We start from the raw sequence: 26,113 nt of genomic DNA on the forward strand, positions 1-26,113 counted from the left end.
ACTGGGTCAAGGCCACCGCCTGAGACGCTCGTCCAGCCGGGCCCGTTTGCGACCGCGACCACAAGGCTCTGCTGTGCGGCCCGGCGCGCGGCAGGCGCCGACCTCCACGGGGTTTCCGCCGCACGGCGCCAGGATGCCGCGTATGTCATCTTCTGCACGGAGCGCGGGGCGGGCCGCACGGGCGCCCGGATACGCGGCACCGGCCACCGGGCACCCCGCACCGGCCACCGGGCACCCCGCCTCGGTTGCCGCACACCCCACACCGGTCGCCGAGCACCCCACGGCCGCCGGGCACGTGCAGCGAGCCGCCGAGCGGCACCCGTGGCGGCGGGACGAACGCTGGTGGCTCGCCGGGGTCTGCGGCGCCTTCGGGCTGCTCTCGCTCACCCTCGTCCACCCCGGACTGCCGCTCGGCTGGGACGAGCTCGTCTACGCGAGCCGCTTTTCGCCCCACGGGCCCGAAACGCCCTTCAGCGCCCCCCGCACCCGCGGCGTACCCGCGCTCATCGCACCCGTCGCGGCGTTCAGCGACTCGGTGGTCCTGCTGCGCTGCTACCTGACGCTGACCGCTGCGCTCTCCCTCTTCCTCGGCTACCTGCCCTGGGTGGGCAGGTTCTCCCGGCGCGGGACCGTGCCGCTCGCCGCCGCGCTCTACGGCAGCGTGTGGATCGCGCTCTTCTACGCGGGCGCGGCGATGCCCAACCACTACGTGGCCACGGGCCTGGTGGCCGCCGTCGGCTGCTTCCTGCGCAGCCCCGCCACGGGACGGACCCGCGCGGGCGCGGCTGCCGCGCTCGCCCTCGCCGCCCTGATGCGGCCCAACGACGCGGTGTGGCCCGCGCTGGTACTCCTCGCCGCCGCGCTGGGCGCACGCCGGCTGCCTCTCCGCGCCCGGACGCGGACCGCGCTCGCCGTCACCTGCGGTCTCGCGGCCGGGCTGCTGCCCTGGGCCGTGGAGGCCTCGCTCCGCTTCGGCGGCGTGCTGCGGCGGGTGCGCGCCGCGAGCGAGGTCCAGGGCGGGATGAGCCCACGCCTCACCCTCGACGCCCTGAAGGCACACGCCGCCGCGCTGGACGGGCCCCTGCTGTGCCGTCCGTGCGACGGGGCGACCCTCGAGTGGTCGAACGCCGGATGGTGGCTGCTGATCCCCCCGCTGCTGCTGCTCGGCCTCCGTGCGGCCCGTCAGCAGGGGCGCACCGCTTCGGCGGCGCTTCCGCTGACGGCCGCAGCCGCCGTCGCCCTCCCGTACCTGTTGTTCATGGAGTACGCCGCCCCCCGCTTCCTGCTGCCCGCCTACGCGCTGCTCGCCCCCGTCGCCGCGCTCGGAGCCCTGCGGGCCGCACGGTGGGCCCGCGCTCGCGGAACACGGCGCGCACGCGTATGCGTCCCGCTGGGCGGTGGCGCCCTCGCCGCCCTCCACCTGGCACTCCAGCTCCAGCAGTTGGGCATCCACTCCGGCATCCAGACGGCGGTCCGCCACGACTGGCAGCGCGTCGAGGAAGTGCTGCGCGCCCACGGCGTACGCCCTCCCTGCGTCCTCGGCGGCAACAGCTCCACCGTTCCGGTGGCCCACACGGCCGGCTGCCACCCCGCCCGTGCGGGCACGCCCGACGCCCTCGTGCTCCGCGAGGCTCCGCTGCCCGCCTGGGCCGCGGCAGCCGACTGGCACCTCCACCCGGTGCCCCGCACCTACAACCCCGGCTGGCGCGTCGCCTTCCCACCCCGCGCCGACACCCTCCACGGGCCGATGGGCCTTACACGGCCGACGGGTCCTTCGTGGCCGACCAGTCCTACACGGCCGAGGGCCCGGGCGGGCGGGGTGGGAGACAGCTGAGAGGCCCTCCCCCGGCCGGCACGGGCCCGCGGCCGCAACGGTAGGGGCGAGGCACGGCGGCGTGCTTGTGCCAGTGCGCTTCGGCCGGGTGCTTCAGTCGGCGTGCTTCAGGTGGGTGGCGGCGAGTTCGGCCTGGTGGACGACTTCGGCCTCGTCCACGCCCACGAGCGTGCCACGGGTCTTGCGCAGGCGGCCGTCGACGTAGATGTCGGTGACGTTCGGCGGTTGGCCGTTGAGAACGAGTTGACTGGTCCAGTCGATGCGGGGGGCGAAGTTGAGGGTGCCGGGGGCGAGGATCAGCAGGTCGGCGCGTTTGCCGGGGGTGAGGGAGCCGACCTGGTCCGCCATGCCGATGGCCTCCGCGCCGCCGAGGGTGGCCATGCGCAGGACGGCGGGGAGTGAGGGGTACACCTCGGCGTCCTCGTGGACGGCGCGCTGGAGCCCGACGGCGGTCTTCATCACGGCGAACATGTCGGAGGTGTCGTTGGTGCCGCCGTCGTGGCCGAGCCCCGCGGTGACGCCGTGGCGGTGCAGTTTTGGCAGGGGCATGACACCTGAGGCGAGCCGCATGTTGCTGAGCGGGCAGTGCGCCACCCGCACCCCGCGGTCCCCGGTGAGGGCGATCTCCTCGCGGGTCAGGTGGATCGCGTGGTTCATCAGCAACGCAGGCCCGAAAGCGCCGACCTCACGCAGCGCCCGAATCTGCCCCGCCTCGCGGTCGCTCCTGTGCTCCAGCACATGCGAGTTGACCATGAGCCCCAGGTCGCGGGCCACCCGCCAGGAGGCCCGCAGCTCCTCGACGCCCTCCATGCCCGCGTGCACGGACACCTGCGCGGAGGCGAGCGGCAGCGGATCCAGCAGCTCCCTCTTCACCTTCCGCACCGCGCCCTCGTCGCCGGAGGCCGTGGCCATCGCGTACACGAACCGCAGCCCGGCGTCGTCGAGCGCCCGCACGTAATGCTCGCTCGTCGCGTACGGGATCGCGTGCACCCAGTCGACGACCGTCGTCACGCCGGTACGCAGCGCGTCGAGCGCCGCCAGATGGACGAAGCGGTACATGTCCGCGGCGTCGATCTTCGGCAGCGCCGGGCGGTTGCAGGACGCGAGCCAGCCGACCAGGTCCTGGTCGGAGCAGCCACCGCGGATGCTGGACTGCCACAGGTGGTTGTGTATGTCCACGAACCCCGGCATCAGCAGCTTGCCCGTCACGTCCCGTACGCGAGCCCCGTCGGGGGCCCGCAGCCGCCGCCCCACCGCCGCGATCTTCCCGTCCCGCAGCAGCACGTCACCGTGCTCGACGGAGCCCAGTTCCCCGGCGCCCTGCCGACGGTCCATGGTCAGCACGAGCGAGGCGTTCTTCAGGAGCGTGGTGCGGCGCGCTCCTCCCTCCTTCTCCGCGGCTCTCGCGAAGGCGGCGGCAGGCCGGCCGGAGGGCGCGGAAGCGGAGGCCGCCCCGGCCGCCAGTGGCACACTCCCCATGCCGACGAGCACGCTGCGACGGCGCAGCCTGTTCGTGTTCCGGTTGGTCGCGTTCCGGTGCGGCGCGTCCCGGTGGGTCGCGTGCTGGGTGCTTCCCGCGTTCCGGTCGGCGTTCGCGTCAGGTTCGGTGTTCCGATCAGTCATTGCGGTGTTCTATCGCCGCCGAGCCCCTCTCGGGCAGACGTGAACCGGTCCGCCATGCGGAAGTGGATTTCCGTCATACACCTACATGGCGCCGCTCCCCGCCGGTCGGGGCGGTGCGACAGAACTGCCCGCCACCCCTTACCGCGTGGCGAACCACGTGGCCGTACGCGCCGGTCGAGCCCCTCGCCGCCGTGTACGGCAGCGAACCGGCGCCTTCCGGCCGTGCGTCCTCCGCGCAGTACGTTTCGATGGCCGAAATTGCACCTCCGCAATGCGGAAGTGTTGTGCGCCTGCTTCCTGGCCTCCGGAGGCGACGACGAACGCCCCCGCTCGCAACCGAGCGGGGGCGGCGGGTGCGCCACGGGGCCGACGGCCTCGTCAGGCGTGCTCAGCTCTCCTTACGAGGCCGGCCCCACAGGGCAGCTCACGCCGGTACCGCCGATACCGCAGTAACCCGCCGGGTTCTTGTCGAGATACTGCTGGTGGTAGCCCTCGGCCGGGTAGAAGGGGCGGTCCTCGGCGGGGACGATCTCCGTGGTGATCTCTCCGTGGCCTGAGGCGGTGAGGACCTGCTGGTAGGCGGCCCTGGACGCCTCCGCCGTGCTCGCCTGCGCCTCGGAGTGGGTGTAGACCGCCGAGCGGTACTGGGTGCCCGTGTCGTTGCCCTGGCGGAAGCCCTGGGTCGGGTCGTGCGCCTCCCAGAAGCGCTTGAGGAGCGTCCCGTAGGAGACCTTCGCCGGGTCGAAGACGACGCGGACGACCTCGGCGTGTCCTGTGAGGCCCGAGCAGACCTCCTCGTACGTGGGGTGCGGGGTGGACCCGCCCTGGTAGCCGACGAGAGTCGTCCAGACGCCGTCCGTCGTCCAGAAGACCCGCTCGGCGCCCCAGAAGCAGCCCATGCCGAAGTCGGCCACCTCCAGGCCCTCCGGATACGGGCCCTGCAACGCCGTGCCGAGCACGGTGTGACGCTCGGGCACGGCGAACTCCGGCTCCGGGCGGCCTTGCAGGGCCTCCTCCGGGGTGGGAACGCGGTTCTTGAACCTGCCGAACAGCATGTGCTTCTCCAGACGGAAGTCGGAGTGATGGGGGGAGTCGGAGGGCCGTGTCCGGGGTGGCGGAGGCGGCGTGTGGCCGGTGTGGGGCCGGTGCGGTCGTCAGCCCTGCGACTTCGCGGACGAGGAGGGCGAGGAGGACGACGAGGCCGCCGAGGGCGCTGCGGCTGCCGAGGGCGCCGAGGACGTGGCGGCCGCTCCGGCCGTGACCTCGGTCTTCTTCTCCCCCGCCGTGGTCTTCGTGCTCTCGCCCGCCCCAGCGGCCTCAGCCGCCGCGTCTGCCTCAGCCCCCGCGTCTGCCTCGGTGGACTCGTCCGGCTCGGCGACGTCCTTGGACGTCCCCCCGGGCGTGCCGCCGTCCCCGGCCCCGTCCGGTCCGCCGACGGGGGCGCTGCCGCCCCCGGCCGCCGGCTGCTCCTCGAAGTCCACCCGGTTCATGTGCTTGTTCATCGACTTCATCAGCAGCCACACGGCCAGGCCGATGACCGCGAAGACGACGAAGCCGAGCACGCCGGGAGTCACCTTGTTCTCGTCCAGGTCCTTGGCCAGCGGAAGGACCTGGACGAGCGTTGTCTGCGTCGGGCTCATACCATCAATTCTCGCGGATCCCCGCGAAGAGGTCGTCCTCGGGGAGGGAGGTCTCCACGAGGGACTTCGCCAGCTCGTACTCCTCGGTCGGCCAGACCTCCCGCTGGATGTCCATCGGGACGCGGAACCATCCCCCGTCCGGGTCGATCTGCGTGGCGTGCGCGATGAGCGCCTTGTCACGGATCTCGAAGAAGTCGCCGCAGGGCACGAAGGTGGTGAGCTCGCGCTCCTTTACCTTCATCTTCTCCCAGCGCTCCAGCCACTCCGTGTACGGCGACTCCAGCCCGCGCTCGATCATCGCGTGGTGCATCGCCAGGGTGCGCTGCCGGTTGAAGCCCTGGTTGTAGTAGACCTTCAGCGGCTGCCAGGGCGCCCCGAACTCCGCCTCCGGATACTTCTCCGTGTCCGCGGCGTGCTCGAACGCGACCATGGTGATCTTGTGCGTCATGATGTGGTCGGGGTGCGGGTAGCCGCCGTTCTCGTCGTAGGTGGTGATCACCTGCGGGCGGAACTCGCGGATCAGCCGCACCAGCGCGCCGGCCGCCTCGTCCACCTCGACCAGAGCGAAGCAGCCCTCCGGCAGCGGCGGCAGCGGGTCGCCCTCGGGCAGCCCCGAGTCGACGAAGCCGAGCCACGCCTGCTTCACCCCCAGGATCTCCCTGGCCTCGTCCATCTCCTTCCTGCGCACCTCGTGGATGTTCGCCTCGACGTAGGTGTCGCCCTGGAGCTTCGGGTTGAGGATGGAGCCACGCTCTCCCCCGGTACACGTCGCGACCAGCACGTCCACCCCCTCGTCGACGTACTTCGCCATGGTGGCCGCGCCCTTGCTCGACTCGTCGTCGGGGTGCGCGTGCACGGCCATCAGTCGCAGTTGCTCAGTCACAACTCAATCCTCGTAAGTCGGCCATCGGCCCGCCTTCAGCGGTATCGCGGGCGGCTTCTATAGTGACCGAACGAGGACCGTGATGTATTCCCGGTACGATCCCCCGCGCCGCCGAGAGGAACCCGCGCCATGGCCGATCTGCGCCAGAAGGCCCCGGAAGGGCGCTACGGGCGTACCACAGGGAGCTCCGGCGCGGGTGTGGGCCGCACGGATGCGCGCACGGACCGCCGGCTGAAGATCACCGGTGGTGTGCTGGGAGTCCTGTTTCTGGCGCTCATCGGCTGGATCGGCGCCTCCTACGTCTCCGGGCAGGACGTCAGCGGCGAAGTGATCAAGTTCAAGGTCGTCTCCGACAGCGCGGTGGAAGTGCACCTGGAGGTGCGCAAGGACCAGAGCGCCGAAGGCGTGTGCACGCTGCGCTCCCGCGCGGAGAACGGTTCCGAGGTCGGACGCAGGTCCGCGGCGTTCGACGCGGGTACCGCGCGCGTCGACAAGGTCGTCACCGTGCGGACCACCTCCCGCGCCACCAGTGCGGAGCTGCTGGGCTGCGAGAAGAGGTAGGCGGCCGCGCGCCGGTCACTTCCGGCGGTTCTCGCCCCTTCCCCGGCCGTGCCCGCCGCTTTCGGGGTCGTCCTCCCGAGGAAAACCCGTGGAGCCCTTGAGGGAATGCCGGCCTCGCGAGGGAATGCCGCGAGGGAAGTGTCCTCCGGAGAGAATGCCGTCCTTCCGAGGGGAAAAGGGAGTCGGTTCGCGGATCAGGGGCAGGGGTCGTGGCGGCAGCACCAGCGCGACCAGGAGCAGAGCGACCCGCATGTACCGCCACGAAGCCACCCAGGCCATCACCGCCCAGCGCGCGTTCGGCATCGTCCGCACGGCCACACCGGGCGAAGCCGTCACAGCGGCGGGCACCGTGCTCGACGCGGGGCTCGACGCGGTGGAGGTGGCCCTCACCACCCCGCAGGCGCTCCGCGCCCTCGACGAGCTGACCGCGGCGCGTCCGACAGCTCTCATCGGCGCGGGATCCGTCCTCGACGAGACCGCGGCACGCGCGGCGATCGAAGCGGGCGCGCGCTTCCTCGTCTCGCCGAGCCTCCACCGGGAGGTGCTGCGCACCGGTCACCGGTACGGGGTGCCGGTGTTCCCGGGCGTCGCCTCGCCCACGGAGATCGTCCGCGCCCTGGAGGACGGCGCGGACGCGCTCAAGCTCTTCCCCGCCTCCGCCGTCGCGCCCTCGTGGGTCCGGGACGTGCGGGCGGCGCTGCCCCAGGCGCCGCTCATCCCCACCGGCGGGGTGACCGTCGAGACCGCACCGGAGTGGATCGCGGCGGGAGCCGTGGCCTGCGGTCTGGGGTCCGCGCTCACCTCGGGTGGGCCCGAGGCGGCCGGGAAGCGGGTGCCCGCGCTGCTGGACGCGCTGGCCCGCGCGAGGTGACCGCCCCACGCGGCGCGGGGCGTCCCTGGCCCCGGTGACGCGCGCGGCCTGCTCGTGTGGTGTGCTCTTGCGGCTGTGACCTGCGGCGGAGCCACGGCCTTCTTCCCTTTTCCGCCGAAATTGTTAAGCTCGTGGTTTCGCCCACCAGTGAAGGCGCAGCCTGTCTGGTAGGGCGATTGCTGCATCAGCTGACATCCCAGTACCGACGAGGAGCACCTGTGACCCAGACCAGCGACAACGTCACCTGGCTGACCCAGGAGGCGTACTCCCAGCTCAAGGCCGAGCTGGAGTACCTGTCGGGTCCTGCACGTACCGAGATCTCGAAGAAGATCGAGGCGGCTCGCGAGGAGGGCGACCTCCGCGAGAACGGCGGGTACCACGCGGCCAAGGAGGAGCAGGGCAAGCAGGAGCTGCGGATCCGCCAGCTCCAGCAACTCCTGGAGAACGCGAAGGTCGGTGAGGCTCCGGCGGACGACGGTGTGGTCGAGCCCGGCATGGTGGTGAAGATCGCCTTCGACGGCGACGAGGACGACACCATCACCTTCCTGCTGGCGTCCCGCGAGTACGCCAGCACGGACATCGAGACGTACTCCCCGCAGTCGCCGCTGGGCACCGGTGTGAACGGCAAGAAGGTGGGCGAGGACGCCGAGTACGAGCTGCCGAACGGCAAGATGGCCTCCGTCCGGATCCTGGAGGCGAAGCCCTACCAGGGCTGAGGGGCGGCGAACCGGCCCACGGGTGCTGACGGCGGGCGGCCCGCGCGTGTTGTGCGCGGGCCGCCCGCCGTTTTCCGCCCGTTGGGGCTGCCGGGCTCCGGGCTGCCGGGCTCGTCAGGCCGTGGCGTTGCGGTACTTGCGGACCGCCAGGGTGCGGAAGACCACGATGATGGCGGCCGACCAGATCAGCGAGGCCCAGACCGGGTGCTGCATGGGCCAGGCGTCCGGTACCGGATAGCCGGGCGGCAGGTTGCCGAACAGCTCCCGTGCGGCGACGACGGTGGCGCTGAACGGGTTCCACTCGGCGAGGTGCTGGAGGAAGCCCGGCATGTTCTGGGAGGGCACGAACGCGACGGAGATGAACGTCAGCGGGAACAGCCACACCAGCCCGCCCGAGGTGGCGGCCTCCGGTGTCCGCACCGAGAGGCCGATCAGTGCGCCGATCCAGGTGAACGCGTAGCCCAGCAGCAACAGCAGCCCGAATCCCGCCAGTGCCTTGGGGATGCCGTCGTGGGCGCTCCACCCCACGAGGGCGGCGACGACGGCGAGGACGACGAGGGTCAGCGCCGTCTGGACGAGGTCGGCCAGGGTGCGCCCGGTCAGTACGGCGCCGCGTGCCATGGGCAGCGAACGGAAGCGGTCGATGAGGCCCTTGTGCATGTCCTCCGCTATGCCGGCTCCCGCGCCCGCCGTCGCGAAGGTGACGGTCTGCGCGAAGATGCCCGCCATCAGGAACTCGCGGTAGGAAGCGGCGTCCGTGCCGGACCCGGGGACCTTGATAGAGCCGCCGAAGACGTAGCTGAAGAGCACCACGAACATGATCGGCTGGATCAGTCCGAAGATGACGACCTCGGGGATGCGCACCATGCGGATGAGGTTGCGCTTGGCCATCACCAGGGAGTCGGTGACGGACTGGACGATTCCGCCGCGCCCCTTCGGCGCGGTTCCGGCGGGCGCCGCCTGGGCGGTGGCACTCACTTGGTGGCCTCCTTGCGCTGCGCCGCGTTCGGGGACGCGTCGGTGTCGGTGTCCGGCTGGTTGTCGGTGTCCTTCCCCTGCTCCGGCTCGCCCTCGGCGGCGTGGCCCGTCAGGGAGATGAAGACGTCGTCGAGGGTGGGGCGGCGCAGGCCGATGTCGTCGATCTCGACGCCGCGGGTGTCCAGCTCCCGGATGACCTCGGCGAGGAGCTTGGCGCCTCCGGTGACGGGCACCGTCAGCTTGCGGGTGTGTTCCTCGACGGTGCAGCTCTCCCGCCCGGCGGCGCCGCGCAGCGCGTGGCCTTCGAGGATCTCCCGCGCGGTGGGGATCTCCTCGCGCTCGTGGACGACGACTTCGACGCGCTCGCCGCCGGTCTGGGCCTTGAGCTGGTCGGAGGTGCCGCGCGCGATGACTCTGCCGTGGTCGACGACGGCGATGTCGTGCGCGAGCCTGTCGGCCTCGTCGAGATACTGCGTGGTCAGCAGCACCGTCGTACCGCCGGCGACGAGCTCCTCGATGACCTCCCACAGTTGCTGCCTGTTGCGGGGGTCGAGCCCGGTGGTGGGCTCGTCCATGAACATCACGGGCGGGCTGACCACCAGCGCGGCGGCGAGGTCGAGCCGGCGGCGCATGCCGCCCGAGTAGGTCTTGGCGGTGCGGTCTGCGGCGTCGGCGAGGTTGAACCGCTCCAGCAGCTCCTTCGCACGCTTCTTCGCGTCGCGACCGGACATCTGGTAGAGCTGGCCGACCATCTGCAGGTTCTCACGGCCTGTCAGGTATTCGTCGACGGCGGCGAACTGCCCTGACAGGCCGATCGAACGGCGCACCGCCGTGGGGTTCTTGAGCACGTCGGTGCCCGCGACGACGGCTTTGCCCGCGTCGGGCCTCAGCAGGGTGGTCAGGACCCGGACCGCGGTGGTCTTGCCCGCGCCGTTGGGTCCGAGCAGGCCGAGCACGGTGGATTCGGGGACGTCGAGGTCGACGCCGTCCAGCGCCTTCACGTCGCCGAAGGCTTTCACCAGCCCCTCGGCGTAAATGGCACCTGGCATGGATGGTCTCCCGGGGTGTGGAGCGCGTGGCTCTACGAAAAATGCTAGATCCGTCCGAAAGTTCCGGCGTGCATACACGGACGTGCGGCGGGTTCCGGCCCGGCGACAGCAGTATGAGCCGACGCGATGTATCGCGTCAACCGCATTTCGCGATAGTCCGTGAGTTGATGGCCCGTGAGTTGATGGTCCGGGAGTTGATGGTCCGTGAGTTCGCCGTGTCCTGGTTCCGCATCCGTGTGCCGCCGTGCCCGTGTGCCGTGCCCCCGCGTCCCCGGCCCCGCACGCCCACGTTCCGTGCTCAGCGCTGACAGCGCCCAGTCGAGCCGCCCCTCAGCTGACGACCGTGTAGCCCGCCGCGCGCAGCCCGGACGCCACCTCGACGCAGTGCTCGGGGCCCTTCGTCTCCAGGTGCAGCTCCACCTCCACCTCGTCGAGTCCGAGCCGCGGGTCGGTGCGGACGTGGCTGACGTCGAGCACGTTGGCGTCGGCCGTGGACAGCTCGCTCATCAGCGCGGCCAGGGCGCCGGGCCTGTCGGACAGGCGCAGCCGCAGCGACAGGTAGCGGCCGGCCGCCGCCATGCCGTGCCGCAGCGTGCGCTGGAGGACGAGGGGGTCGACGTTGCCGCCAGAGAGCACCGCGGCGACGGGGCCCTCGAAGCCGTCGGGGGCCGACAGCAGCGCCGCGACCGAGCTGGCTCCCGCGGGCTCGACCACCAGTTTCGCCCTTTCGAGGCAGAGCAACAGCGCGCTGGAGAGGGCGTCTTCGGAGACGGTGCGGATTTCGTCCACCAGCGTGTCGATGATGCGGAACGGGACGTCTCCCGGTTTGCCGACCTTGATGCCGTCGGCCATGGTCGAGGCCGACTCCAGCGCCGTCGGCCGCCCGGCCGCCAGCGACGGGGGGTAGGCGGCCGCACCCTCGGCCTGCACCCCCACGAGCCGCACGTCGGGACGGAGCGCCTTGATGGCCACCGCCATGCCGGCGAGCAGCCCGCCTCCGCCGACACCGACCACCACGGTGCGCACCTCGGGGCACTGTTCGAGCAGTTCCAGGCCGAGCGTGCCCTGGCCCGCCACCACGTCCGGGTGGTCGAAAGGGTGGATGAAGACGGCGCCGGTGGCGTGCGCGTACTCCTTGGCCGCCTCCAGAGTCTCGTCCACCACAGAACCGTGCATGCGCACCCGCGCCCCGTACTCGCGGGTGGCCGCCACCTTCGGCAGAGGGGCGCCGACCGGCATGAAAACGGTGGAGGCCACGCCCAGCAGCGAGGCCGCGAGGGCGACGCCCTGCGCGTGGTTGCCGGCGCTCGCCGCCACGACGCCGCGCCGCCGCTCCCGCGCGGAGAGTCCGGCGATGCGCACGTAGGCGCCGCGCAGCTTGAAGGAGCCGGTGCGCTGGAGGTTCTCGCACTTGAGGTGGACCGGTGCGCCGACGAGCGAGGAGAGGTGCCGGCTTCCCTCCACGGCGGTGGTACGGGCGATCCCGGAGAGTGTTTTGTGCGCGCGGCGCACGTCGTCGAGACAGACGGGCAGGTCAAACCCGTGGGTGGCGCGGGGCGGTGCACTGGAGGCCATGCCGCCAGTCTGGCAGTCCGCCGGTACGGCCTGAGCGCGGTCGCCCGGGGTGGTCCGCGTCACTGGTTCGTGCAGCGGAGGTACACCCTGGGCCACTGCCGCGTACTCTGTCGGCACATGCTCAGGTCATCCCGACCAACAAACCATCCCTAAACCGTCAAAATTCCTCAAAAACTCCCGCAGACTGACGAAGTGAGCGCACGTGCCATGCCCACGCACCCGGACATGACGACAGACACCTCAGACACCCCGGGACGACTCCAGGACGAACCCGCGGTGCCTGCCGACAGCGGTGCCCCTTCCTCCACAGCCGTGCTGGACGCCATGCAGCACCAGCTGGCGGTGTACGCGCGCCGCGCGGAACAGACCCGGCTCGGCGGGCTCGGACAGGCCCGCAACTCCATGGACCGTGCCGCCTACCTCCTGCTCAACCGGCTCGACCAGGAGGGCCCCATGGGCGTCAAGGCGCTCGCAGCCGGCATGGGGATCGACTCCTCCACCGTGACCCGGCAGGTCGCGCCCCTCGTCGAGTCCGGGCTGGTCAAGCGGACCTCCCACCCGGAGGACGGCCGCGCGGTCGTGCTCCAGCTCTCCCCGCGCGGCGAGGCCAGGCTGGAAGAGGTCCGCTCCTCGCGGCGCAACCTGATGCAGCTCATCACGCAGGAGTGGACGGAAGAGGAACGCGGCACCTTCTGCAAGCTGCTCACCCGCTTCAACGGGGCGATGCTCGACCTGCACCCCGGCGGCCTCGGCCAGCCGCCCAGGTCAGGCTCCTGAGCCGCCCCACGGGGACACCACCGGCCGCGCGCCCGTCGAAACCGTGGCCCCGACCACCGGGGAGCGGCCCCGCGCGACGCGCTCCGGCGAAGCTCCCGACGCGCCTCTTGATTTGATCTGGCCGCCTGCCGTCCTATAGCGGCACAGGAGGCCGGGGGAGCGTCGCGCGGAACGCGCGCGGGAGGCGGCGTGCGAGAGCGTCAGGCACAGACGGAGCGCCTGAGCGCGCGCGAGTTCGAGGCGTTCGTCGCGGGGGCCGGCGGCAGGCTGCTGCACGCCGCCACCCTGCTGACCGCCGAACCCCCCGGCAGCGCGCCCGCGGCCGAGCGGCTCCTCGTACGGGCGCTGGCCCGCACCCGCGCCGACTGGTACCGGATGCGCGGCGAGGACCCCTACGAACGCACGCGCCAGGAGCTGGCCGCGCACTTCGCCCGCACCGGCCTGCGCCACCGCCGCTCCCGCGGCGGCCTGTTGGGGGCACTCACCCCCGCGGAACGGCTCGTCCTGGTGCTGCGGCTGTACGAGGGCGTCGCCGAGGAACAGGTCGCCGCCGGGCTCGGACTGCCCGTCGAGCGGATACGGACACTGCACACGCGGGCCCTGGCGACGGTGCTCAGCCGGCCACCGGACCAGGGAGCGGCGCATGAGCCTGCCTGACCGCAAGGAGGCGGAGGTGCGGCGGCTGCTGGAACAGCGCACCGCGGAGTCCGTGCCCCCGGACCTCGCCGAGCGGGCGCGCACGGAAGGGGAGCGGTTGCTGGGGCGGCGCCGGGCCCTGCGGACGGCTCTGTGGGCCGGGGCGCTGGTCGGTCTCGCCGCCCTGCTGGTGTGGGCCCTCGCCCTCGGCCCCTGGACGGCAACGCCCCCCACGACGACGTCTCCCACCGCGGGGTGGTGACACCTTCCCCTCCCTCCGCGCGGGAGGGAGGGGAAGGAACGAGGCCCGGCCCTCCCTTCCCACGCGGAGGGACGGCAAGAATCCCGCGCGGAGGGACGGGAAAAAGCGAGGCCCGTCCCCCCACCCGGAGGGACGGGAAGGAACGAGGTACTGGTACCCGTTCGCTCAGCCCAGTGCCTGGGTCAGATCGGCCAGCAGGTCGTCGGCGGACTCGATGCCGACCGACAGCCGCACCAGGTCGGCGGGCACCTCCAGGGCCGAGCCCGCGACGGAGGCGTGGGTCATCCGGCCCGGGTGCTCGATCAGGGACTCGACACCGCCGAGGGACTCACCCAGGGTGAACAGCCGAGTCCGGTCGCACACCCGCACGGCCGCCTCCTCGCCGCCCGTCACGCGGAAGGACACCATGCCGCCGAAGCCCCGCATCTGCTTCGCGGCGATCTCGTGCCCCGGATGAGAGGGCAGCCCCGGGTAGAAGACCTCGGTCACCTCCGGGTGCGCCGTCAGCAGCTGCACGAGGCGGGCCGCGTTCTCCCCGTGCCGGTCCATGCGCACCCCCAGCGTCTTGATGCCCCGCATCACCAGCCAGGAGTCGAACGGTCCCGCGATCGCCCCCATCGCGTTCTGGTGGAAGGCCAGTTCGTCACCGAGCGCGGGGTCGGCGACGACGAGGGCGCCGCCGACCACGTCGGAGTGCCCGCCCATGTACTTGGTCGTCGAGTGGACGACCACGTCGGCGCCGAGCGCCAGGGGCTGCTGGAGGTAGGGGCTGGCGAAGGTGTTGTCCACCACCAGCCGCGCGCCCGCGGCGCCGGCGACCTCCGCGACGGCCGCGATGTCGGTGACACCCAGCAGCGGATTGGAGGGGGTCTCCACCCAGACGGCCTTGGTGCGCTCGCGCAGCGCGGCCCGTACGGCGGCCGGGTCGGAGGAGTCGGCGACCGACCACTGGACGCCCCACCGCTCGGCGACCCGCGCGAACAGCCGGAACGTGCCGCCGTACGCGTCGTTCGGGATCACCACGTGGTCACCGGGTGTGAGCACGGTGCGCAGCAGGCAGTCCTCGGCCGCCAGCCCGGAGGCGAAGGCCAGGCCGCGCCTGCCGCCCTCCAGCGCGGCGAGGTTCTCCTCCAGCGCGGTGCGGGTGGGGTTGGCGGAGCGGCTGTACTCGTAGCCGCCGCGCAGCCCGCCGACACCGTCCTGCTTGTAGGTGGAGACCTGGTGGATGGGCGGGACCACGGCTCCCGTGGCCGGGTCGGCGGTCTGGCCCGCGTGGATGGCGAGGGTCTCGAAGCCGTGCGGCGGGGGCACCGAGGTCGTCCGGTCCCCGCCGCTGGTGCGGTTGTCACGCTGCTCACTCATGGGGGCGAGACTAGTGGGCCGTACGGTGGAGTGGGGGCGCGCTCACAAGAGCTCACCCCGCATTCCCACCCAGCCCGCAGCCGAACCCCGCCGCCGCCCCGTCACACCGTGGAGACCCGCCGCCATGGAAGCCCTGTTCCTGCTGATCGCACTCGCCGCTCTCTTCGGTGTGGTGGCCTATCCCGCGATGCGCCGCCGACGCCTGCGGCAGGAGGGCAGGCAGGGGCTGGTCCAGGCCGTCGACCCGGGAGCCGGGTACGGCTTCGTCCCCGCCGAGCAGCTGGACGTACGGCTGCCGGGACCCGACAGGGAACTCGTCGAGGCGCTGGAGGAGTCCCAGCGGACGCAGGACTGGGAGCCGGTGGCGCGGATGCTGGCACTGACAGGCGACGAGTACGAACTGCGCTGGCAGCGGGTGCAGTCCCTCGCGGGCGCGGCGGCCATGGAACTGGCACGCGCGCGGGAGCGGGCGCGGGAGGCCGGCGCGGAAGGACCCGCCGACGTGGTGTCCTTCAGCAAGGAGCGGGCCGCGGTCCAGCAGGACGCGCGGTGGCTTCGGCAGTGGCGCGCACAGCAGCCGCACGACCACGGCGGTGCGCAGGTGTACGCGCAGTTCCTCGTCTTCCAGGCGCTCGCCGAACCCGGTTCCGCCGACCACCGCATCATCCTGGAGGAGGCGCGCAACGTCGCCCATGACGCGGCCCAACTCGCCCCCGCCGACCCCACGCCCCACATCACCGAACTGCACATCGCCCGCCGGCTCAACTACCGCGAGGCCGATTTCGCGTCCCTGTGGGACAGCGTGCGCCGCCTGGCCCCCGACCACATGGGCGCCCACCTGGCGGCGCTGCCGTACTGGTCGGCGAAGTCGATGGGCTCCAAGGAGCAGGCCGACGGCTTCGCCCGCGCGGCGGCCGCCCACGCCCCCGAGGGCTCCCTCCTCGCCGCCCTGCCGCTGTTCGCGGCCTACGACCACCTGCCCGAGGTCAACATGGTCCGCGGCCTCTACGCGAGCGAGGAGATCAGCCACGCCATCGAGGCCGCCGAGTACGCCGTCGACCAGGTCGACGACGACCACCCGGTGCGCCCCCACGTGCTGCACCTCCTGGTGTGGTTCCTCGTCCGCGCCGAGCGCTACGGCGAGGCCATGGAGGCCCTCGCCGCCGTCGACGGCCACGTGGGCGCCGTCCCCTGGGTCGACGAGGGCGACCCGGCCGCCACCTACGCCGCCTACCGCGCACTGGCGGTCGCCGGCTGGGAGTCCACGGGAGGCGCCAGGGCCTCGCAGCCCTGACGTCTGACAGCGCTGTCAGACGGCTCCCGGATCGACAGTGACGGAGAAGGGTGCGGCAGTCCTGATCGTGCCGGTGAACACCTCGCCGTCCCGGTAGGACCTGTTGGCAGGGTCGAGGACGTAGGTGTAGACGATCGGGACACCGGTGGCGGCCTGCTCGACCCGCCGGTAGAAGGGGATGCCGGCCTTGGCGTACTGGTCGACCTTCACGATCCGGTCTGTGGTCTCCGAGCCGGGCGACACCATCTCGACGATTAAAAGCACGTGTTCGGGCGGGTAGGCGTGAGGTCGATGGTTTCCGCCCGGTAGACGATGACATCCGGACGGCGGTTGGTGAGCGGCACGTCCTGCAAGCGGACGTCGAAGTCCGTGTCCGCGTTCCAGCCCGGGCCCGCGGCTGCGTCCAGGGCATGGGCCAGAATCCGAGCCAGCCGGTTGCGCCGCTTGGAGGCGCTCGGGCTCACGACGACCATCGCGTCCACGATCTCGATGCCGGCGCACCGCTCCTCGGACCAGGAGTCGTACCGCTCCGCGCTGACGGGCGTGTGCATCCGCTCGGGCGTCGCCATCTCGGCGTCCATGGTGTACCTCCGTCGAGGAGCCTGGGCACTTCCAGCCCCGCTGAGCTCAGCCTGATTCCGGTGATATCGGGGCGATCGATGCCGGGCAGCGGCAGCACGTTCGGCGGTGGCCCCCGAGAGCCCCGCCAGGCGGTGCGCACGGCGAGTGCGGTAGGGGGCTCGTGCGGGGTCCGGTGGTGGGCCGGGTGCTGTGAGAGGCTGGAGCGATGAACAGGCTGGCTGGTGTGACCTCGCCTTATCTGCTTCAGCACGCCGACAATCCCGTCGACTGGTGGCCGTGGACGCCGGAGGCGTTCGAGGAGGCACGGCGGCGCGATGTGCCCGTGCTGCTGTCGGTCGGTTACGCCGCGTGTCACTGGTGCCATGTGATGGCACGCGAGAGCTTCGAGGACGAGGCGACGGCGCGGTTGATGAACGCCCACTTCGTGTCCGTGAAGGTGGACCGCGAGGAGCGCCCCGACGTGGACGCCGTCTACATGGAGGCGGTGCAGGCGGCCACCGGGCAGGGCGGCTGGCCGATGACGGTGTTCCTGACGCCGGATGCCGAGCCGTTCTACTTCGGTACCTACTTCCCGCCGGCCCCGCGGCACGGTATGCCCTCTTTTCCGCAGGTGCTGGAGGGGGTGCGCACCGCGTGGGAGGACCGGCGCGAGGAGGTCGCCGACGTGGCGTCCCGCATCAGCGCGGACCTCGCGGGCCGCACGCTCAGCCTCGCCGCGCCGCAGGTGCCGGGCGGCGAGGAGATGGGGGCCGCGCTGCTCGGGCTGACCAAGGACTTCGACGCGAGCAGGGGAGGCTTCGGGGGAGCTCCGAAGTTCCCGCCGTCGATGGTGCTGGAGTTCCTGCTGCGGCACCACGCCCGTACCGGCTCCGAGGGTGCGCTCCAGATGGTCGGGGCCACCTGCGAGGCGATGGCCCGCGGTGGCATCTACGACCAGCTCGGCGGCGGTTTCGCCCGCTACTCCGTCGACGCGGAGTGGGTCGTGCCGCACTTCGAGAAGATGCTCTACGACAACGCGCTGCTGTGCCGCGTCTACGCCCACCTGTGGCGGGCCGGGGGCGCCTCCCGGACGGAGGCGGGGGAGTCCGGCGGAGGGGTGGAACGGGAGCAGGCCCGCCGTGTGGCGCTGGAGACCGCCGACTTCCTCGTGCGGGAACTGGGCACAGCCGAGGGCGGGTTCGCGTCCGCGCTGGACGCCGACAGCGACGACGGGCACGGCGGCCACGCCGAGGGTGCCTACTACGTGTGGACCCCCGCGCAACTCGCCGAGGTGCTCGGTGAGGAGGACGCCGCGCTGGCGGCGGCCCGCTTCCACGTCACGGACGAGGGCACGTTCGAGGGCGGCGCCTCGGTGCTGCAACTGCGCGAGGGGGAGGGGCCGCCCGCCGACGCGGCGCGCGTGGAGTCCGTACGGCGTGCGCTGTTCGAGGCCCGCTCGGCGCGGCCCCGTCCCGCGCGCGACGAGAAGGTCGTCAGCGCCTGGAACGGCCTGGCCGTCGCCGCGCTCGCCGAGACCGGCGCCTACTTCGAGCGCCCCGACCTGGTGGACGCGGCGCGTGCGGCAGCGCGGCTGCTCGCCGAGGTGCACACCGTCGACGAGGGGCGCCGCCTGGTCCGCACCTCGCGCGAGGGCGTGCCCGGCACCAGCGCGGGGGTGCTGGAGGACCACGCCGATGTCGCCGAGGGCTATCTCGCGCTGTACGCGGTCACCGGCCAGACGGAGTGGCTGCGGCGTGCGGGCGCGCTGCTCGACACGGTGCTGGAGCACTTCGCGGCGGAAGACGGCACGCTCTACGACACCGCCGACGACGCCGAGCAGCTCATCCGGCGGCCCCAGGACCCCACGGACAACGCGGTGCCCTCCGGCTGGAACGCGGCGGCCGGCGCGCTGCTCACGTACGCGGCCTACACCGGTGACTCCCGCTACCGCGAGGCCGCCGAGAGGGCTCTCGGTGTCGTCCGTGAGCTCGCCTCCCGGGTGCCGCGGTTCCTCGGCTGGGGCCTGGCGGTGGGGGAGGCGCTGCTGGACGGGCCACGGGAGGTCGCCGTGGTCGGGGCGTCTCCCGCGCTGCACCGTGCCGCGCTGCTGTCGACCGCGCCGGGCGCGGTGGTGGCCGTGGGGGACGCGTCGGGGGAGTCGTCCGTGCCCCTGCTCGAAGGGCGCGGCCTCGTCGACGGGCGCCCCGCCGCGTACGTGTGCCGCGGCTTCGTGTGCGCGGCCCCGGTGACCGACCCCGACGCCCTGGAAGCAGCGCTGACGGAGTGATCCCGGCGCTGTCTTCGCCCCGATGGGGGAAGGGGGCGCCCCGGCTTTCTTCTACAGCGTCAGGCCGCGTTCCAGGACGTCCAGCGCCCGGGTCACCAGGTCGCGCAGCTCCTCCAGGCTGCCCGCCGGGTCCGGTCGCGGGTCCGAGCCGACCCAGGAGTACATGGCCTCCATCAGGGCTCCCAGCATGGCGCCGGTGACGATCCGCAGCTCCAGGTCGTCCTCGGGACGTCCGGTGCGTTCGGCCAGGGCTCTGCGCAGCAGCCACGCCGTGTCGGCTGAGTGTTCGCTGAGGCGGCCGCGCAGGGCGGGGATCTCGCGGATGAGGCGCACGCGCTGGAACGTCTCGGTGGCGTCCGACCGGTAGACGCGGGCCAGCGAGGCGTACAGCGCCTCGCGCAGCGCCGCGACCGGCGGCTCGCCCGGGGGCCGCTCGCGCAGGGCGTCCTCGACCAGCGCGTCGTACTCGTCGGTCAGCACGATGTCTTCCTTGGTGGGGAAGTAGCGGAAGACGGTGCTGGGGGAGACGTCCGCCTCGTCGGCGATCTGGTCGACGGGTGTGGCGTCGTAGCCCTGTTCCTCGAAGAGGTGGTAGGCGGCCGTGCGGATGGCCCGGCGGGTCTGGATCTTCTTCCGCTCGCGCAGACCCGGTCTCGCTGGGGAGGGGGCCGCGCCGGCGGCGGTGTCGTCGGCGGATGCGGTGGGTGCGGGGGGCATGAGCCTCATTGTCGGCCATGACCTGCTGGTGCGGCCATGAGCGGGCTGTCACCGGGGTGAGGGAAAACACGGGGCGAGGTGTGAGGGGCGCCCTTAGGCTGGCTCCATGCAGGTCATCCAGTCGACGAAGCTCGCCAACGTCTGCTACGAGATCCGGGGCCCTGTCCTGGAGGAGGCGCAGCGGCTGGAGGCGGCGGGGCACCAGATCCTCAAGCTCAACACCGGCAATCCGGCGGCGTTCGGGTTCGACTGCCCGCCGGAGATCCTCGAGGACATGCTCCGCAACGTGGGCACGGCGCACGGGTACGGCGACGCGAAGGGGCTGCTGGCCGCGCGCCGTGCGGTGATGCAGCACTACCAGAAGCAGGGCATCGAGGTGTCCGTCGAGGACGTCTACCTGGGGAACGGCGTCTCCGAGCTGATCCAGATGGCGATGCAGGCGCTGCTGGACGACGGCGACGAGGTGCTCGTACCGGCCCCCGACTACCCGCTGTGGACGGCGTCCGTGTCGCTGGCGGGCGGTACGGCCGTGCACTACCGCTGTGACGAGCAGTCCGACTGGATGCCCGACCTGGCGGACCTGGAGAGCAAGATCACCGACCGTACCAAGGCGCTGGTGATCATCAATCCGAACAACCCGACGGGCGCGGTCTACGACGAGGAGATGCTGCGCTCCCTCACCGACATCGCGCGCCGCCACTCCCTCCTCGTGTGCTCCGACGAGATCTACGACAAGATCCTCTACGACGGTGTCACGCACACCCCGACGACCAAGATCGCCCCCGACCTGCTGACGCTGACGTTCAACGGCCTCTCGAAGTCCTACCGGGTGGCCGGCTACCGCAGCGGCTGGCTGGCGGTGTGCGGGCCCAAGACGCACGCGGACAGCTACATCGAGGGGCTGACGATCCTCGCCAACATGCGGCTGTGCGCCAACATGCCGGCCCAGCACGCGGTGGCCGCCGCACTGGGCGGGCGGCAGTCGATCGAGGACCTGGTGCTGCCGGGCGGGCGGCTGCTGGAGCAGCGCGACGCGGCGTACGAGATGCTCACGCAGATCCCCGGCGTCACCTGCGTGCGGCCCAAGGGTGCGATCTACGCCTTCCCGCGCCTCGACCCGAAGGTGTACAAGATCAAGGACGATCGGCAGATGGTGATCGACCTGCTCCGCCAGGAGCAGATCATGATCGTCCACGGCACCGGTTTCAACTGGCCGGAGCCCGACCACTTCCGCATCGTCAACCTGCCGGCCGCCGACGAGCTGCGTGAGGCGGTGACGCGCATCGGCCGCTTCCTGGACGGATACGGGCAGCCGTGAAGGACGCGTGACCGTTCCGTCGATACGTGACAACTTTAGACGGAGTCCAAGTTAGGATGGTTTCCTGAACGCACCAGGAGGCCCTCCATGTACGAACCGATCCGCACCAAGTCGGTCCACACCGTGGCCGAGGACGCCCACGCCGAGCTGCCCCGGCGCACCCGCGAGGAAGAACTCGACATCCGGCTGGCCGGGCACCTGACCGCGCTGCTGACCGTGACCGACGAGCTGCGCGTACTGGCGCCCTCCACCGCCCTGGACACCGCGGCGCACGAGCTCGCCGCCCATGCGGCACGGCTCCTGTCGGGGCGCGCGCCCCTGCGGGCCGAGCCGACCGCCGCGCGGAGCGACGCCGCCCACGTGGCCTCGCTCCACGCGAGGGCGCACACCCTGGCGGGTACCGCCCTCGCGGTGGCCTCGTCGCGGGGCGACGAGGCCGTCACCGCTTTGATGACCGAACGCCTCGCCGCCCACACCGCCACGGAGGCGGTGCCCGCGTAAAACGTTCTCCGCGCGGGCCGCGCGGAGCGCGGTGGGGCTCAGCCCAGGCGCTGTACCAGGGCGTGGTACTCGTCCCACAGGGCCTTCGGGGTGTGGTCACCGAACGTGTTCAGGTGTCCGGGGACGAGGGCCGCCTCGTCGCGCCAGACGTCCTTGTCGACGTCGAGGACGAAGTCCAGCTCGGCCGCGGACAGCCCGAGCCCCTCGGTGTCGAGGTCCGCGCTCCGCGGGACGATGCCGACGGGGGTCTCGACCCCCTCGGCCTCCCCGTTCAGCCGCTGGACGATCCACTTGAGCACGCGGGTGTTCTCGCCGAAACCGGGCCAGACGAAGGCACCGTTCTCGTCCTTCTTGAACCAGTTGACGTAGTAGATCTTCGGCAGCTTCGCCGGGTCGGCCCCCTCGCCGACCTCCAGCCAGTGGGCGAAGTAGTCGCCCATGTTGTAGCCGCAGAAGGGCAGCATCGCGAACGGGTCGCGGCGCAGCTCGCCGACCTTGCCCTCCGCTGCGGCGGTCTTCTCGCTGGCCACGTTGGCGCCGAGGAAGACGCCGTGCTGCCAGTCGAAGGACTCGGTCACCAGCGGTACGGCCGTCGCGCGCCGGCCGCCGAAGAGGATGGCGGAGACCGGCACGCCGCGCGGGTCCTCCCACTCGGGCGCGATGATCGGGCACTGCGCGGCGGGGACGGTGAACCGCGCGTTGGGGTGGGCGGCGGGCGTCGCCGCCTCCGGCGTCCAGTCGTTGCCCTTCCAGTCGGTCAGGTGGGCCGGCTTCTCGTCGGTCATGCCCTCCCACCACACGTCGCCGTCATCGGTGAGCGCGACGTTGGTGAAGACCGCGTTGCCCCACAGCGTCTTCATGGCGTTGGCGTTGGTGTCCTCGCCGGTGCCGGGGGCGACGCCGAAGAAGCCCGCCTCCGGGTTGATGGCGTACAGCCGCCCGTCCTCGCCGAACCGCATCCAGGCGATGTCGTCACCGATGGTCTCGACGCTCCAGCCCGGGAGCGTCGGCTGGAGCATCGCCAGGTTCGTCTTGCCGCAGGCGGAAGGGAAGGCGGCCGCGACGTACTTGGCCTCCCCGCGCGGCGGGGTCAGCTTCAGCACCAGCATGTGCTCGGCCAGCCAGCCCTCGTCGCGGGCCATCACCGAGGCGATGCGCAGCGCGTAGCACTTCTTGCCGAGCAGCGCGTTGCCGCCGTACCCGGAGCCGTAGGACCAGATCTCGCGGTCCTCGGGGAAGTGGGAGATGTACTTGGTCGGGTTGCAGGGCCAGGGCACGTCGGACTCGCCTTCGGCGAGCGGCGCGCCGACGGTGTGCACGGCCTTGACGAAGAAGCCGTCGTCGCCGAGTTCGTCCAGGACCGGCTGTCCCATGCGCGTCATGGTGCGCATGGAGACCGCGACGTAGGCGGAGTCGGTGATCTCCACGCCGAGTGCGGAGAGCGGGGAGCCGAGCGGGCCCATGCAGAAGGGCACGACGTACATGGTCCTGCCGCGCATCGAGCCTTGGAAGACGCCCTGTTCCCCGGAGAAGATCTCGCGCATCTCGGCGGGGTTCTTCCAGTGGTTCGTCGGACCCGCGTCCTCCTCCCGCTCGGAGCAGATGAAGGTGCGGTCCTCGACCCGGGCGACGTCGGACGGGTCGGAGGCGGCGTAGTAGGAGTTGGGGCGTTTGACCGGGTCGAGTTTCCGGAAGGTCCCCCTGGCGACCAGCTCCCCGCACAGGCGGTCGTATTCGGCCTCGGAGCCGTCGCACCAGACCACGCGGTCCGGCTGGGTCAGTTCGGCGATCCCGTCGACCCAGGAGAGCAACTCCTGGTGGCGGGTGGGGGCGTCCTCCCCGGCCGGGGAGGAGAGGGTTGTGGTGGGAGCCGCAGTACTGCGTGCCACGATCGCTCCAGACAGGTTGAGGGTTTCTGCTGTCAAGCGCGCCCCTTGGGGGCCGCGACCCGGATGCATTCGTGGCAGTTGGTCTTTCTCGCTCATCCGGTGCCGCTTGTGCTCATCTGATCATGCGGGCGTACGCGGGTGTCTGTCCAGACGGAGGGTGTGTGTTCGTCGACACCCACGGTCATCGCGCCTGTTGTGCGCCCGTACGATGAGCAGTAAAGAACCCTTCAACCTACGGTGCCGTAGGTCCTGGGTACGATGGCGTGATGACAGACTCCGCGCCCCCGACCTCGGAGCCCGCCACCTCCTCGCCCTCGGCCGCCGCTGCCGGCAGGCTGTCCGCCTCGGCGCACCAAGCGGCACAGCTCATCAAGCCGAAGCTGCGGGGATGGCTGCACCTGGGCATGTTTCCCGCCGTCCTGATCTCCGGCATGTTCCTGACCGCTCTCGGGGACAGCGTGCGCGGCCGGATCGCGTGCGCCGTCTACACGCTGACGGCGTGTCTGCTGTTCGGAATCAGCGCGCTCTACCATCGCGGCGACTGGAGCCCGCGGGTCAACGCCGTCCTGCGGCGCCTCGACCACGCCAACATCTTCCTGATCATCGCGGGCACCTACACGCCGCTGACCATCCTGCTGCTGCCCGACGGCAGCCGTGACCTGTTGCTGTGGGGCATCTGGATCGCCGCGGCGCTCGGCATCGCCTTCCGGGTCTTCTGGGTCGGCGCCCCCCGCTGGCTCTACACGCCCTGTTACATCGCCATGGGCTGGGCGGCCGTCTTCTTCCTGCCCGAGTTCATGCGCACAGGCGGCATCGCCGTCCTGGTCTGCGTCATCGTCGGCGGCGTCCTCTACAGCGCCGGCGGCGTCGTGTACGGCATCAAGCGCCCCAACCCCTCACCGCGCTGGTTCGGCTTCCACGAGGTCTTCCACTCCTTCACGCTGGCCGCCTTCGTCGTCCACTACGTGGGCATCTCCCTGGTCGCCTACCAGCACGCGTAGGGCCTCTGGCCGGGGATCGGTCACGCGTCATGGCCGCGGGAGGTGAGCCGTCGTGGCCGAGGAGATCCCTTACGGGGAGCTGCTCGGGCTGACGCTCAGCACCGGTGAGCGGATCGAGAGCGACACCTCGGCCTCTCCCGTACGAGTCCGACCCTCACCCCGTCCGCCGCACCGCCCGTCCGGCCAGGACGTCCGTGCGCTGTCCTTCCTCGATCACCGGGCGGCCCGCCACCAGGACGTGCGGGATGCCGGTCGGCAGGGAGCGGGGCTGCTCGAACGTGGAGGTCGCCGCGACCGTGTCCGGGTCGAAGACGACCAGGTCGGCCACGTTGCCCTCCCTGACGGTGCCGCGGTCGGGCAGGCGCAGCCGGGCCGCGGCGCGGCCTGTGAGGTGGGCGACGCACTCCTCCAGTGAGAGGATGCCCAACTCGCGCACGTACCGGCCCAGGTACTGCGGGAAGGTCCCGTAGGCGCGCGGGTGCGGCTTGGCGCCCTGGAGGATGCCGTCGCTGCCGCCCGTGTGCACCGGGTGCCGCATGATCGCGCGGACGTTCTCCTCGTGGCCGACGTGCTGGAGGATCGTCGAACCGAGCCGGTCCTCGATCAGCAGCCGGTGCGCCGTCGTCCACGGCTCCTCGCCGCGCGCCGCCGCCGACTCGGCGACGGTGCGGCCCACATGGTCGGTCAGCTCCGGGTCGCTCACCCCGGAGATCTCGATGCGGTCCCACTCGATCGGCACCCCGTGGCAGCCGTCCGCGCCCTCGACCTCCATCACGTGCCGGATGCGCGCCGTCGTCGCCGGGTCGCGCAGCCGCGCCAGGGTCGCCTCGGGGCCGCCCTCGTTCGCCCAACTCGGCAGCATCGCGGCGAGCGTCGTGCAGCCGGGCGTGTAGGGGTAGGTGTCCAGCGTGATGTCGGCGCCTTCCGCCACCGCAGCGTCGAGCAGCGCCAGCAGCTCGGGTGCCCTGCCCTTGTTGACGCCGAAGTTCATGGTGGCGTGCGCCAGGTGCAGCGCGCAGCCCGCCTCACGCGTGAGCGCCACCATCTCGGCGTACGCCTCGAGCGCGCCGGCACCGTAGGAGCGGTGGTGCGGGCAGTAGTAGCCGTCGTACCGGGCCACGACGCGGCACAGTTCGGTCAGCTCGGCGTCCGAGGCGTACATGCCGGGCGTGTACGTCAGCCCCGACGACATGCCGACGGCACCCTGTTCCATGCCCTCGGCGACCAGCCGTTTCATCGTGGCCACCTCGTCGGCGGTGGCCGGACGGTCGTCCCAGCCGGTCGCCAGCATGCGCACGCTGCCCTGCGGGATCAGGTACGCCGCGTTGATGGCCACGCCCTGGCGGTCGATGCGGTCGAGGTAGCCGCCGACGGTGCGCCAGTCGAAGTCGATGTCGCTGCCGTCACCGTTCCAGCCGGTGATGGCCTCGCGGATCGCGGCGAGCGTCGTGTCGTTTGTCGGCGCGTACGACAGGCCGTCCTGGCCCAGCACCTCCAGGGTGACGCCCTGGGCCGCCTTCGCCGAGTGATCGGGGTCGCGGAGGATCGCCAGGTCGGAGTGGGCGTGCATGTCGATGAAGCCCGGCGCCAGCGCCCGGCCTTCGGCGTCGAGGGTGCGGGTGCCGCTCGGGCGCGGCTCGCCCTCCCGGGCGATGTGGGTGATGCGGCCGTTTTCGATGCCGACGTCGGCTCGGTAGGAGGGGGCGCCGGTGCCGTCGATGACGCGGGCGTCGCGGATGACCAGGTCCATGGGTGGTGCCGTCCCTTTCCGGGTGCGG

At 71.8% G+C, this 26,113-nt stretch carries 23 protein-coding genes and 1 pseudogene; 12 read left to right on the top strand and 12 right to left on the bottom strand.

Going from position 1 to position 26,113, the window contains the following annotated elements:
• Positions 1–142: 142 nt before the first annotated feature.
• On the top strand, positions 143–1,834 hold the full coding sequence (locus tag DQ392_RS12005; RefSeq protein ID WP_181856387.1) for a hypothetical protein: 1,692 nt from the start codon (positions 143–145) through the stop codon (positions 1,832–1,834).
• Between the two features lie 93 nt (positions 1,835–1,927).
• Here the strand turns inward: DQ392_RS12005 and DQ392_RS12010 are convergent, their stop codons facing one another.
• The 4 genes from DQ392_RS12010 to mca all read right to left on the bottom strand — a co-directional run bounded on the left by DQ392_RS12010 (position 1,928) and on the right by mca (position 5,980).
• Positions 1,928–3,457 (bottom strand): amidohydrolase family protein, encoded by a 1,530-nt coding sequence (locus tag DQ392_RS12010; protein ID WP_245981375.1) that lies wholly within the window; start codon positions 3,455–3,457, stop codon positions 1,928–1,930.
• Positions 3,458–3,855: 398 nt separating this feature from the next.
• Positions 3,856–4,512, bottom strand: a complete 657-nt coding sequence (gene msrA / locus DQ392_RS12015) for a peptide-methionine (S)-S-oxide reductase MsrA (protein WP_114015534.1) — start codon at positions 4,510–4,512, stop codon at positions 3,856–3,858.
• A 99-nt stretch (positions 4,513–4,611) separates the two neighbouring features.
• A complete protein-coding gene (locus tag DQ392_RS36180; RefSeq protein WP_425470516.1) occupies positions 4,612–5,097 on the bottom strand; it encodes a hypothetical protein in 486 nt (161 codons plus the stop codon).
• Between the two features lie 4 nt (positions 5,098–5,101).
• Positions 5,102–5,980: a mycothiol conjugate amidase Mca gene (mca, locus tag DQ392_RS12030; protein ID WP_114015535.1), complete on the bottom strand. Its 879-nt coding sequence runs from the start codon at positions 5,978–5,980 to the stop codon at positions 5,102–5,104.
• Between the two features lie 129 nt (positions 5,981–6,109).
• Between mca and DQ392_RS12035 the strand changes: the two genes are divergently transcribed.
• From DQ392_RS12035 to greA, 3 genes are all read left to right on the top strand, one after another.
• Complete coding sequence (locus tag DQ392_RS12035) at positions 6,110–6,541, top strand: DUF4307 domain-containing protein (RefSeq protein WP_114015536.1); 432 nt, start codon at positions 6,110–6,112, stop codon at positions 6,539–6,541.
• Positions 6,542–6,791: 250 nt separating this feature from the next.
• Positions 6,792–7,412, top strand: a complete 621-nt coding sequence (locus DQ392_RS12040; protein ID WP_114015537.1) for a bifunctional 4-hydroxy-2-oxoglutarate aldolase/2-dehydro-3-deoxy-phosphogluconate aldolase — start codon at positions 6,792–6,794, stop codon at positions 7,410–7,412.
• A gap of 218 nt (positions 7,413–7,630) precedes the next feature.
• Positions 7,631–8,128 carry a transcription elongation factor GreA gene (greA, locus tag DQ392_RS12045; RefSeq protein ID WP_114015538.1) on the top strand — a complete coding sequence of 166 codons (498 nt, stop codon included), beginning with the start codon at positions 7,631–7,633 and terminating at the stop codon, positions 8,126–8,128.
• 114 nt (positions 8,129–8,242) lie between these two features.
• Here greA and DQ392_RS12050 read toward each other — a convergent pair whose 3' ends face one another.
• From DQ392_RS12050 to ilvA, 3 genes are all read right to left on the bottom strand, one after another.
• On the bottom strand, positions 8,243–9,106 hold the full coding sequence (locus tag DQ392_RS12050; RefSeq protein ID WP_114015539.1) for an ABC transporter permease: 864 nt from the start codon (positions 9,104–9,106) through the stop codon (positions 8,243–8,245).
• Positions 9,103–10,155, bottom strand: coding sequence for an ATP-binding cassette domain-containing protein (locus DQ392_RS12055; RefSeq protein ID WP_114015540.1), 1,053 nt, complete (start codon positions 10,153–10,155; stop codon positions 9,103–9,105). Before DQ392_RS12055 ends, DQ392_RS12050 begins: the two co-directional genes overlap by 4 nt.
• A 330-nt stretch (positions 10,156–10,485) precedes the next feature.
• Positions 10,486–11,730 (bottom strand): threonine ammonia-lyase, encoded by a 1,245-nt coding sequence (gene ilvA / locus DQ392_RS12060; RefSeq protein WP_114015594.1) that lies wholly within the window; start codon positions 11,728–11,730, stop codon positions 10,486–10,488.
• Between the two features lie 207 nt (positions 11,731–11,937).
• On the opposite strand from ilvA, the gene DQ392_RS12065 reads away from it, so the two are divergent.
• The 3 genes from DQ392_RS12065 to DQ392_RS12075 all read left to right on the top strand — a co-directional run bounded on the left by DQ392_RS12065 (position 11,938) and on the right by DQ392_RS12075 (position 13,405).
• Complete coding sequence (locus DQ392_RS12065) at positions 11,938–12,507, top strand: MarR family winged helix-turn-helix transcriptional regulator (RefSeq protein WP_114015541.1); 570 nt, start codon at positions 11,938–11,940, stop codon at positions 12,505–12,507.
• 189 nt (positions 12,508–12,696) lie between these two features.
• Entirely contained in the window at positions 12,697–13,164 is a 468-nt protein-coding gene (locus tag DQ392_RS12070) for a sigma factor-like helix-turn-helix DNA-binding protein (protein WP_114015542.1), read from the top strand.
• A complete protein-coding gene (locus tag DQ392_RS12075; RefSeq protein ID WP_114015543.1) occupies positions 13,151–13,405 on the top strand; it encodes a hypothetical protein in 255 nt (84 codons plus the stop codon). Before DQ392_RS12070 ends, DQ392_RS12075 begins: the two co-directional genes overlap by 14 nt.
• Positions 13,406–13,570: 165 nt before the next feature.
• On the opposite strand, the gene DQ392_RS12080 is transcribed toward DQ392_RS12075, so the two are convergent.
• Complete coding sequence (locus DQ392_RS12080; RefSeq protein WP_245981377.1) at positions 13,571–14,767, bottom strand: cystathionine gamma-synthase; 1,197 nt, start codon at positions 14,765–14,767, stop codon at positions 13,571–13,573.
• Positions 14,768–14,891: 124 nt separating this feature from the next.
• Between DQ392_RS12080 and DQ392_RS12085 the strand changes: the two genes are divergently transcribed.
• Complete coding sequence (locus DQ392_RS12085; RefSeq protein ID WP_114015544.1) at positions 14,892–16,061, top strand: hypothetical protein; 1,170 nt, start codon at positions 14,892–14,894, stop codon at positions 16,059–16,061.
• A gap of 15 nt (positions 16,062–16,076) precedes the next feature.
• Here the strand turns inward: DQ392_RS12085 and DQ392_RS12090 are convergent.
• Positions 16,077–16,642, bottom strand: a pseudogene (locus DQ392_RS12090) (Uma2 family endonuclease).
• A gap of 206 nt (positions 16,643–16,848) precedes the next feature.
• On the opposite strand from DQ392_RS12090, the gene DQ392_RS12095 reads away from it, so the two are divergent.
• Positions 16,849–18,909, top strand: a complete 2,061-nt coding sequence (locus DQ392_RS12095; protein WP_114015545.1) for a thioredoxin domain-containing protein — start codon at positions 16,849–16,851, stop codon at positions 18,907–18,909.
• Positions 18,910–18,960: 51 nt separating this feature from the next.
• Here DQ392_RS12095 and DQ392_RS12100 read toward each other — a convergent pair whose 3' ends face one another.
• Positions 18,961–19,626 (bottom strand): TetR/AcrR family transcriptional regulator, encoded by a 666-nt coding sequence (locus DQ392_RS12100; RefSeq protein WP_114015546.1) that lies wholly within the window; start codon positions 19,624–19,626, stop codon positions 18,961–18,963.
• 106 nt (positions 19,627–19,732) lie between these two features.
• On the opposite strand from DQ392_RS12100, the gene DQ392_RS12105 reads away from it, so the two are divergent.
• Entirely contained in the window at positions 19,733–20,944 is a 1,212-nt protein-coding gene (locus tag DQ392_RS12105) for a pyridoxal phosphate-dependent aminotransferase (RefSeq protein ID WP_114015547.1), read from the top strand.
• 87 nt (positions 20,945–21,031) lie between these two features.
• Complete coding sequence (locus tag DQ392_RS12110; protein WP_114015548.1) at positions 21,032–21,445, top strand: SCO4983 family protein; 414 nt, start codon at positions 21,032–21,034, stop codon at positions 21,443–21,445.
• A gap of 38 nt (positions 21,446–21,483) precedes the next feature.
• On the opposite strand, the gene DQ392_RS12115 is transcribed toward DQ392_RS12110, so the two are convergent.
• Positions 21,484–23,334, bottom strand: a complete 1,851-nt coding sequence (locus DQ392_RS12115; RefSeq protein ID WP_114015549.1) for a phosphoenolpyruvate carboxykinase (GTP) — start codon at positions 23,332–23,334, stop codon at positions 21,484–21,486.
• 266 nt (positions 23,335–23,600) lie between these two features.
• Here DQ392_RS12115 and trhA point away from each other — a divergent pair, with 266 nt between their 5' ends.
• A complete protein-coding gene (gene trhA, locus DQ392_RS12120; protein WP_114015550.1) occupies positions 23,601–24,335 on the top strand; it encodes a PAQR family membrane homeostasis protein TrhA in 735 nt (244 codons plus the stop codon).
• 154 nt (positions 24,336–24,489) lie between these two features.
• Here trhA and DQ392_RS12125 read toward each other — a convergent pair whose 3' ends face one another.
• Positions 24,490–26,085 (bottom strand): N-acyl-D-amino-acid deacylase family protein, encoded by a 1,596-nt coding sequence (locus DQ392_RS12125; RefSeq protein ID WP_114015551.1) that lies wholly within the window; start codon positions 26,083–26,085, stop codon positions 24,490–24,492.
• Positions 26,086–26,113: the final 28 nt, after the last annotated feature.

The sequence above is a fragment of the Streptomyces reniochalinae genome (assembly GCF_003323735.1).
In the GTDB taxonomy this organism is placed as follows: Bacteria; Actinomycetota; Actinomycetes; order Streptomycetales; family Streptomycetaceae; genus Streptomyces; species Streptomyces reniochalinae.

What these genes read in the sequence shown, in the direction of transcription:
- DQ392_RS12095 (WP_114015545.1), top strand. Translation starts at nt 16,849, where the DNA reads ATGAACAGGCTGGCTGGTGTGACCTCGCCTTATCTGCTTCAGCACGCC.
- DQ392_RS12100 (WP_114015546.1), bottom strand. Translation starts at nt 19,626, where the DNA reads ATGCCCCCCGCACCCACCGCATCCGCCGACGACACCGCCGCCGGCGCG.
- DQ392_RS12085 (WP_114015544.1), top strand. Translation starts at nt 14,892, where the DNA reads ATGGAAGCCCTGTTCCTGCTGATCGCACTCGCCGCTCTCTTCGGTGTG.
- DQ392_RS12005 (WP_181856387.1), top strand. Translation starts at nt 143, where the DNA reads ATGTCATCTTCTGCACGGAGCGCGGGGCGGGCCGCACGGGCGCCCGGA.
- ilvA (WP_114015594.1), bottom strand. Translation starts at nt 11,730, where the DNA reads ATGGCCTCCAGTGCACCGCCCCGCGCCACCCACGGGTTTGACCTGCCC.
- DQ392_RS12065 (WP_114015541.1), top strand. Translation starts at nt 11,938, where the DNA reads ATGCCCACGCACCCGGACATGACGACAGACACCTCAGACACCCCGGGA.
- DQ392_RS36180 (WP_425470516.1), bottom strand. Translation starts at nt 5,097, where the DNA reads ATGAGCCCGACGCAGACAACGCTCGTCCAGGTCCTTCCGCTGGCCAAG.
- DQ392_RS12110 (WP_114015548.1), top strand. Translation starts at nt 21,032, where the DNA reads ATGTACGAACCGATCCGCACCAAGTCGGTCCACACCGTGGCCGAGGAC.
- DQ392_RS12080 (WP_245981377.1), bottom strand. Translation starts at nt 14,767, where the DNA reads ATGAGTGAGCAGCGTGACAACCGCACCAGCGGCGGGGACCGGACGACC.
- DQ392_RS12040 (WP_114015537.1), top strand. Translation starts at nt 6,792, where the DNA reads ATGTACCGCCACGAAGCCACCCAGGCCATCACCGCCCAGCGCGCGTTC.
- msrA (WP_114015534.1), bottom strand. Translation starts at nt 4,512, where the DNA reads ATGCTGTTCGGCAGGTTCAAGAACCGCGTTCCCACCCCGGAGGAGGCC.
- DQ392_RS12075 (WP_114015543.1), top strand. Translation starts at nt 13,151, where the DNA reads ATGAGCCTGCCTGACCGCAAGGAGGCGGAGGTGCGGCGGCTGCTGGAA.
- trhA (WP_114015550.1), top strand. Translation starts at nt 23,601, where the DNA reads ATGACAGACTCCGCGCCCCCGACCTCGGAGCCCGCCACCTCCTCGCCC.
- DQ392_RS12105 (WP_114015547.1), top strand. Translation starts at nt 19,733, where the DNA reads ATGCAGGTCATCCAGTCGACGAAGCTCGCCAACGTCTGCTACGAGATC.
- DQ392_RS12055 (WP_114015540.1), bottom strand. Translation starts at nt 10,155, where the DNA reads ATGCCAGGTGCCATTTACGCCGAGGGGCTGGTGAAAGCCTTCGGCGAC.
- DQ392_RS12035 (WP_114015536.1), top strand. Translation starts at nt 6,110, where the DNA reads ATGGCCGATCTGCGCCAGAAGGCCCCGGAAGGGCGCTACGGGCGTACC.
- DQ392_RS12010 (WP_245981375.1), bottom strand. Translation starts at nt 3,457, where the DNA reads ATGACTGATCGGAACACCGAACCTGACGCGAACGCCGACCGGAACGCG.
- DQ392_RS12125 (WP_114015551.1), bottom strand. Translation starts at nt 26,085, where the DNA reads ATGGACCTGGTCATCCGCGACGCCCGCGTCATCGACGGCACCGGCGCC.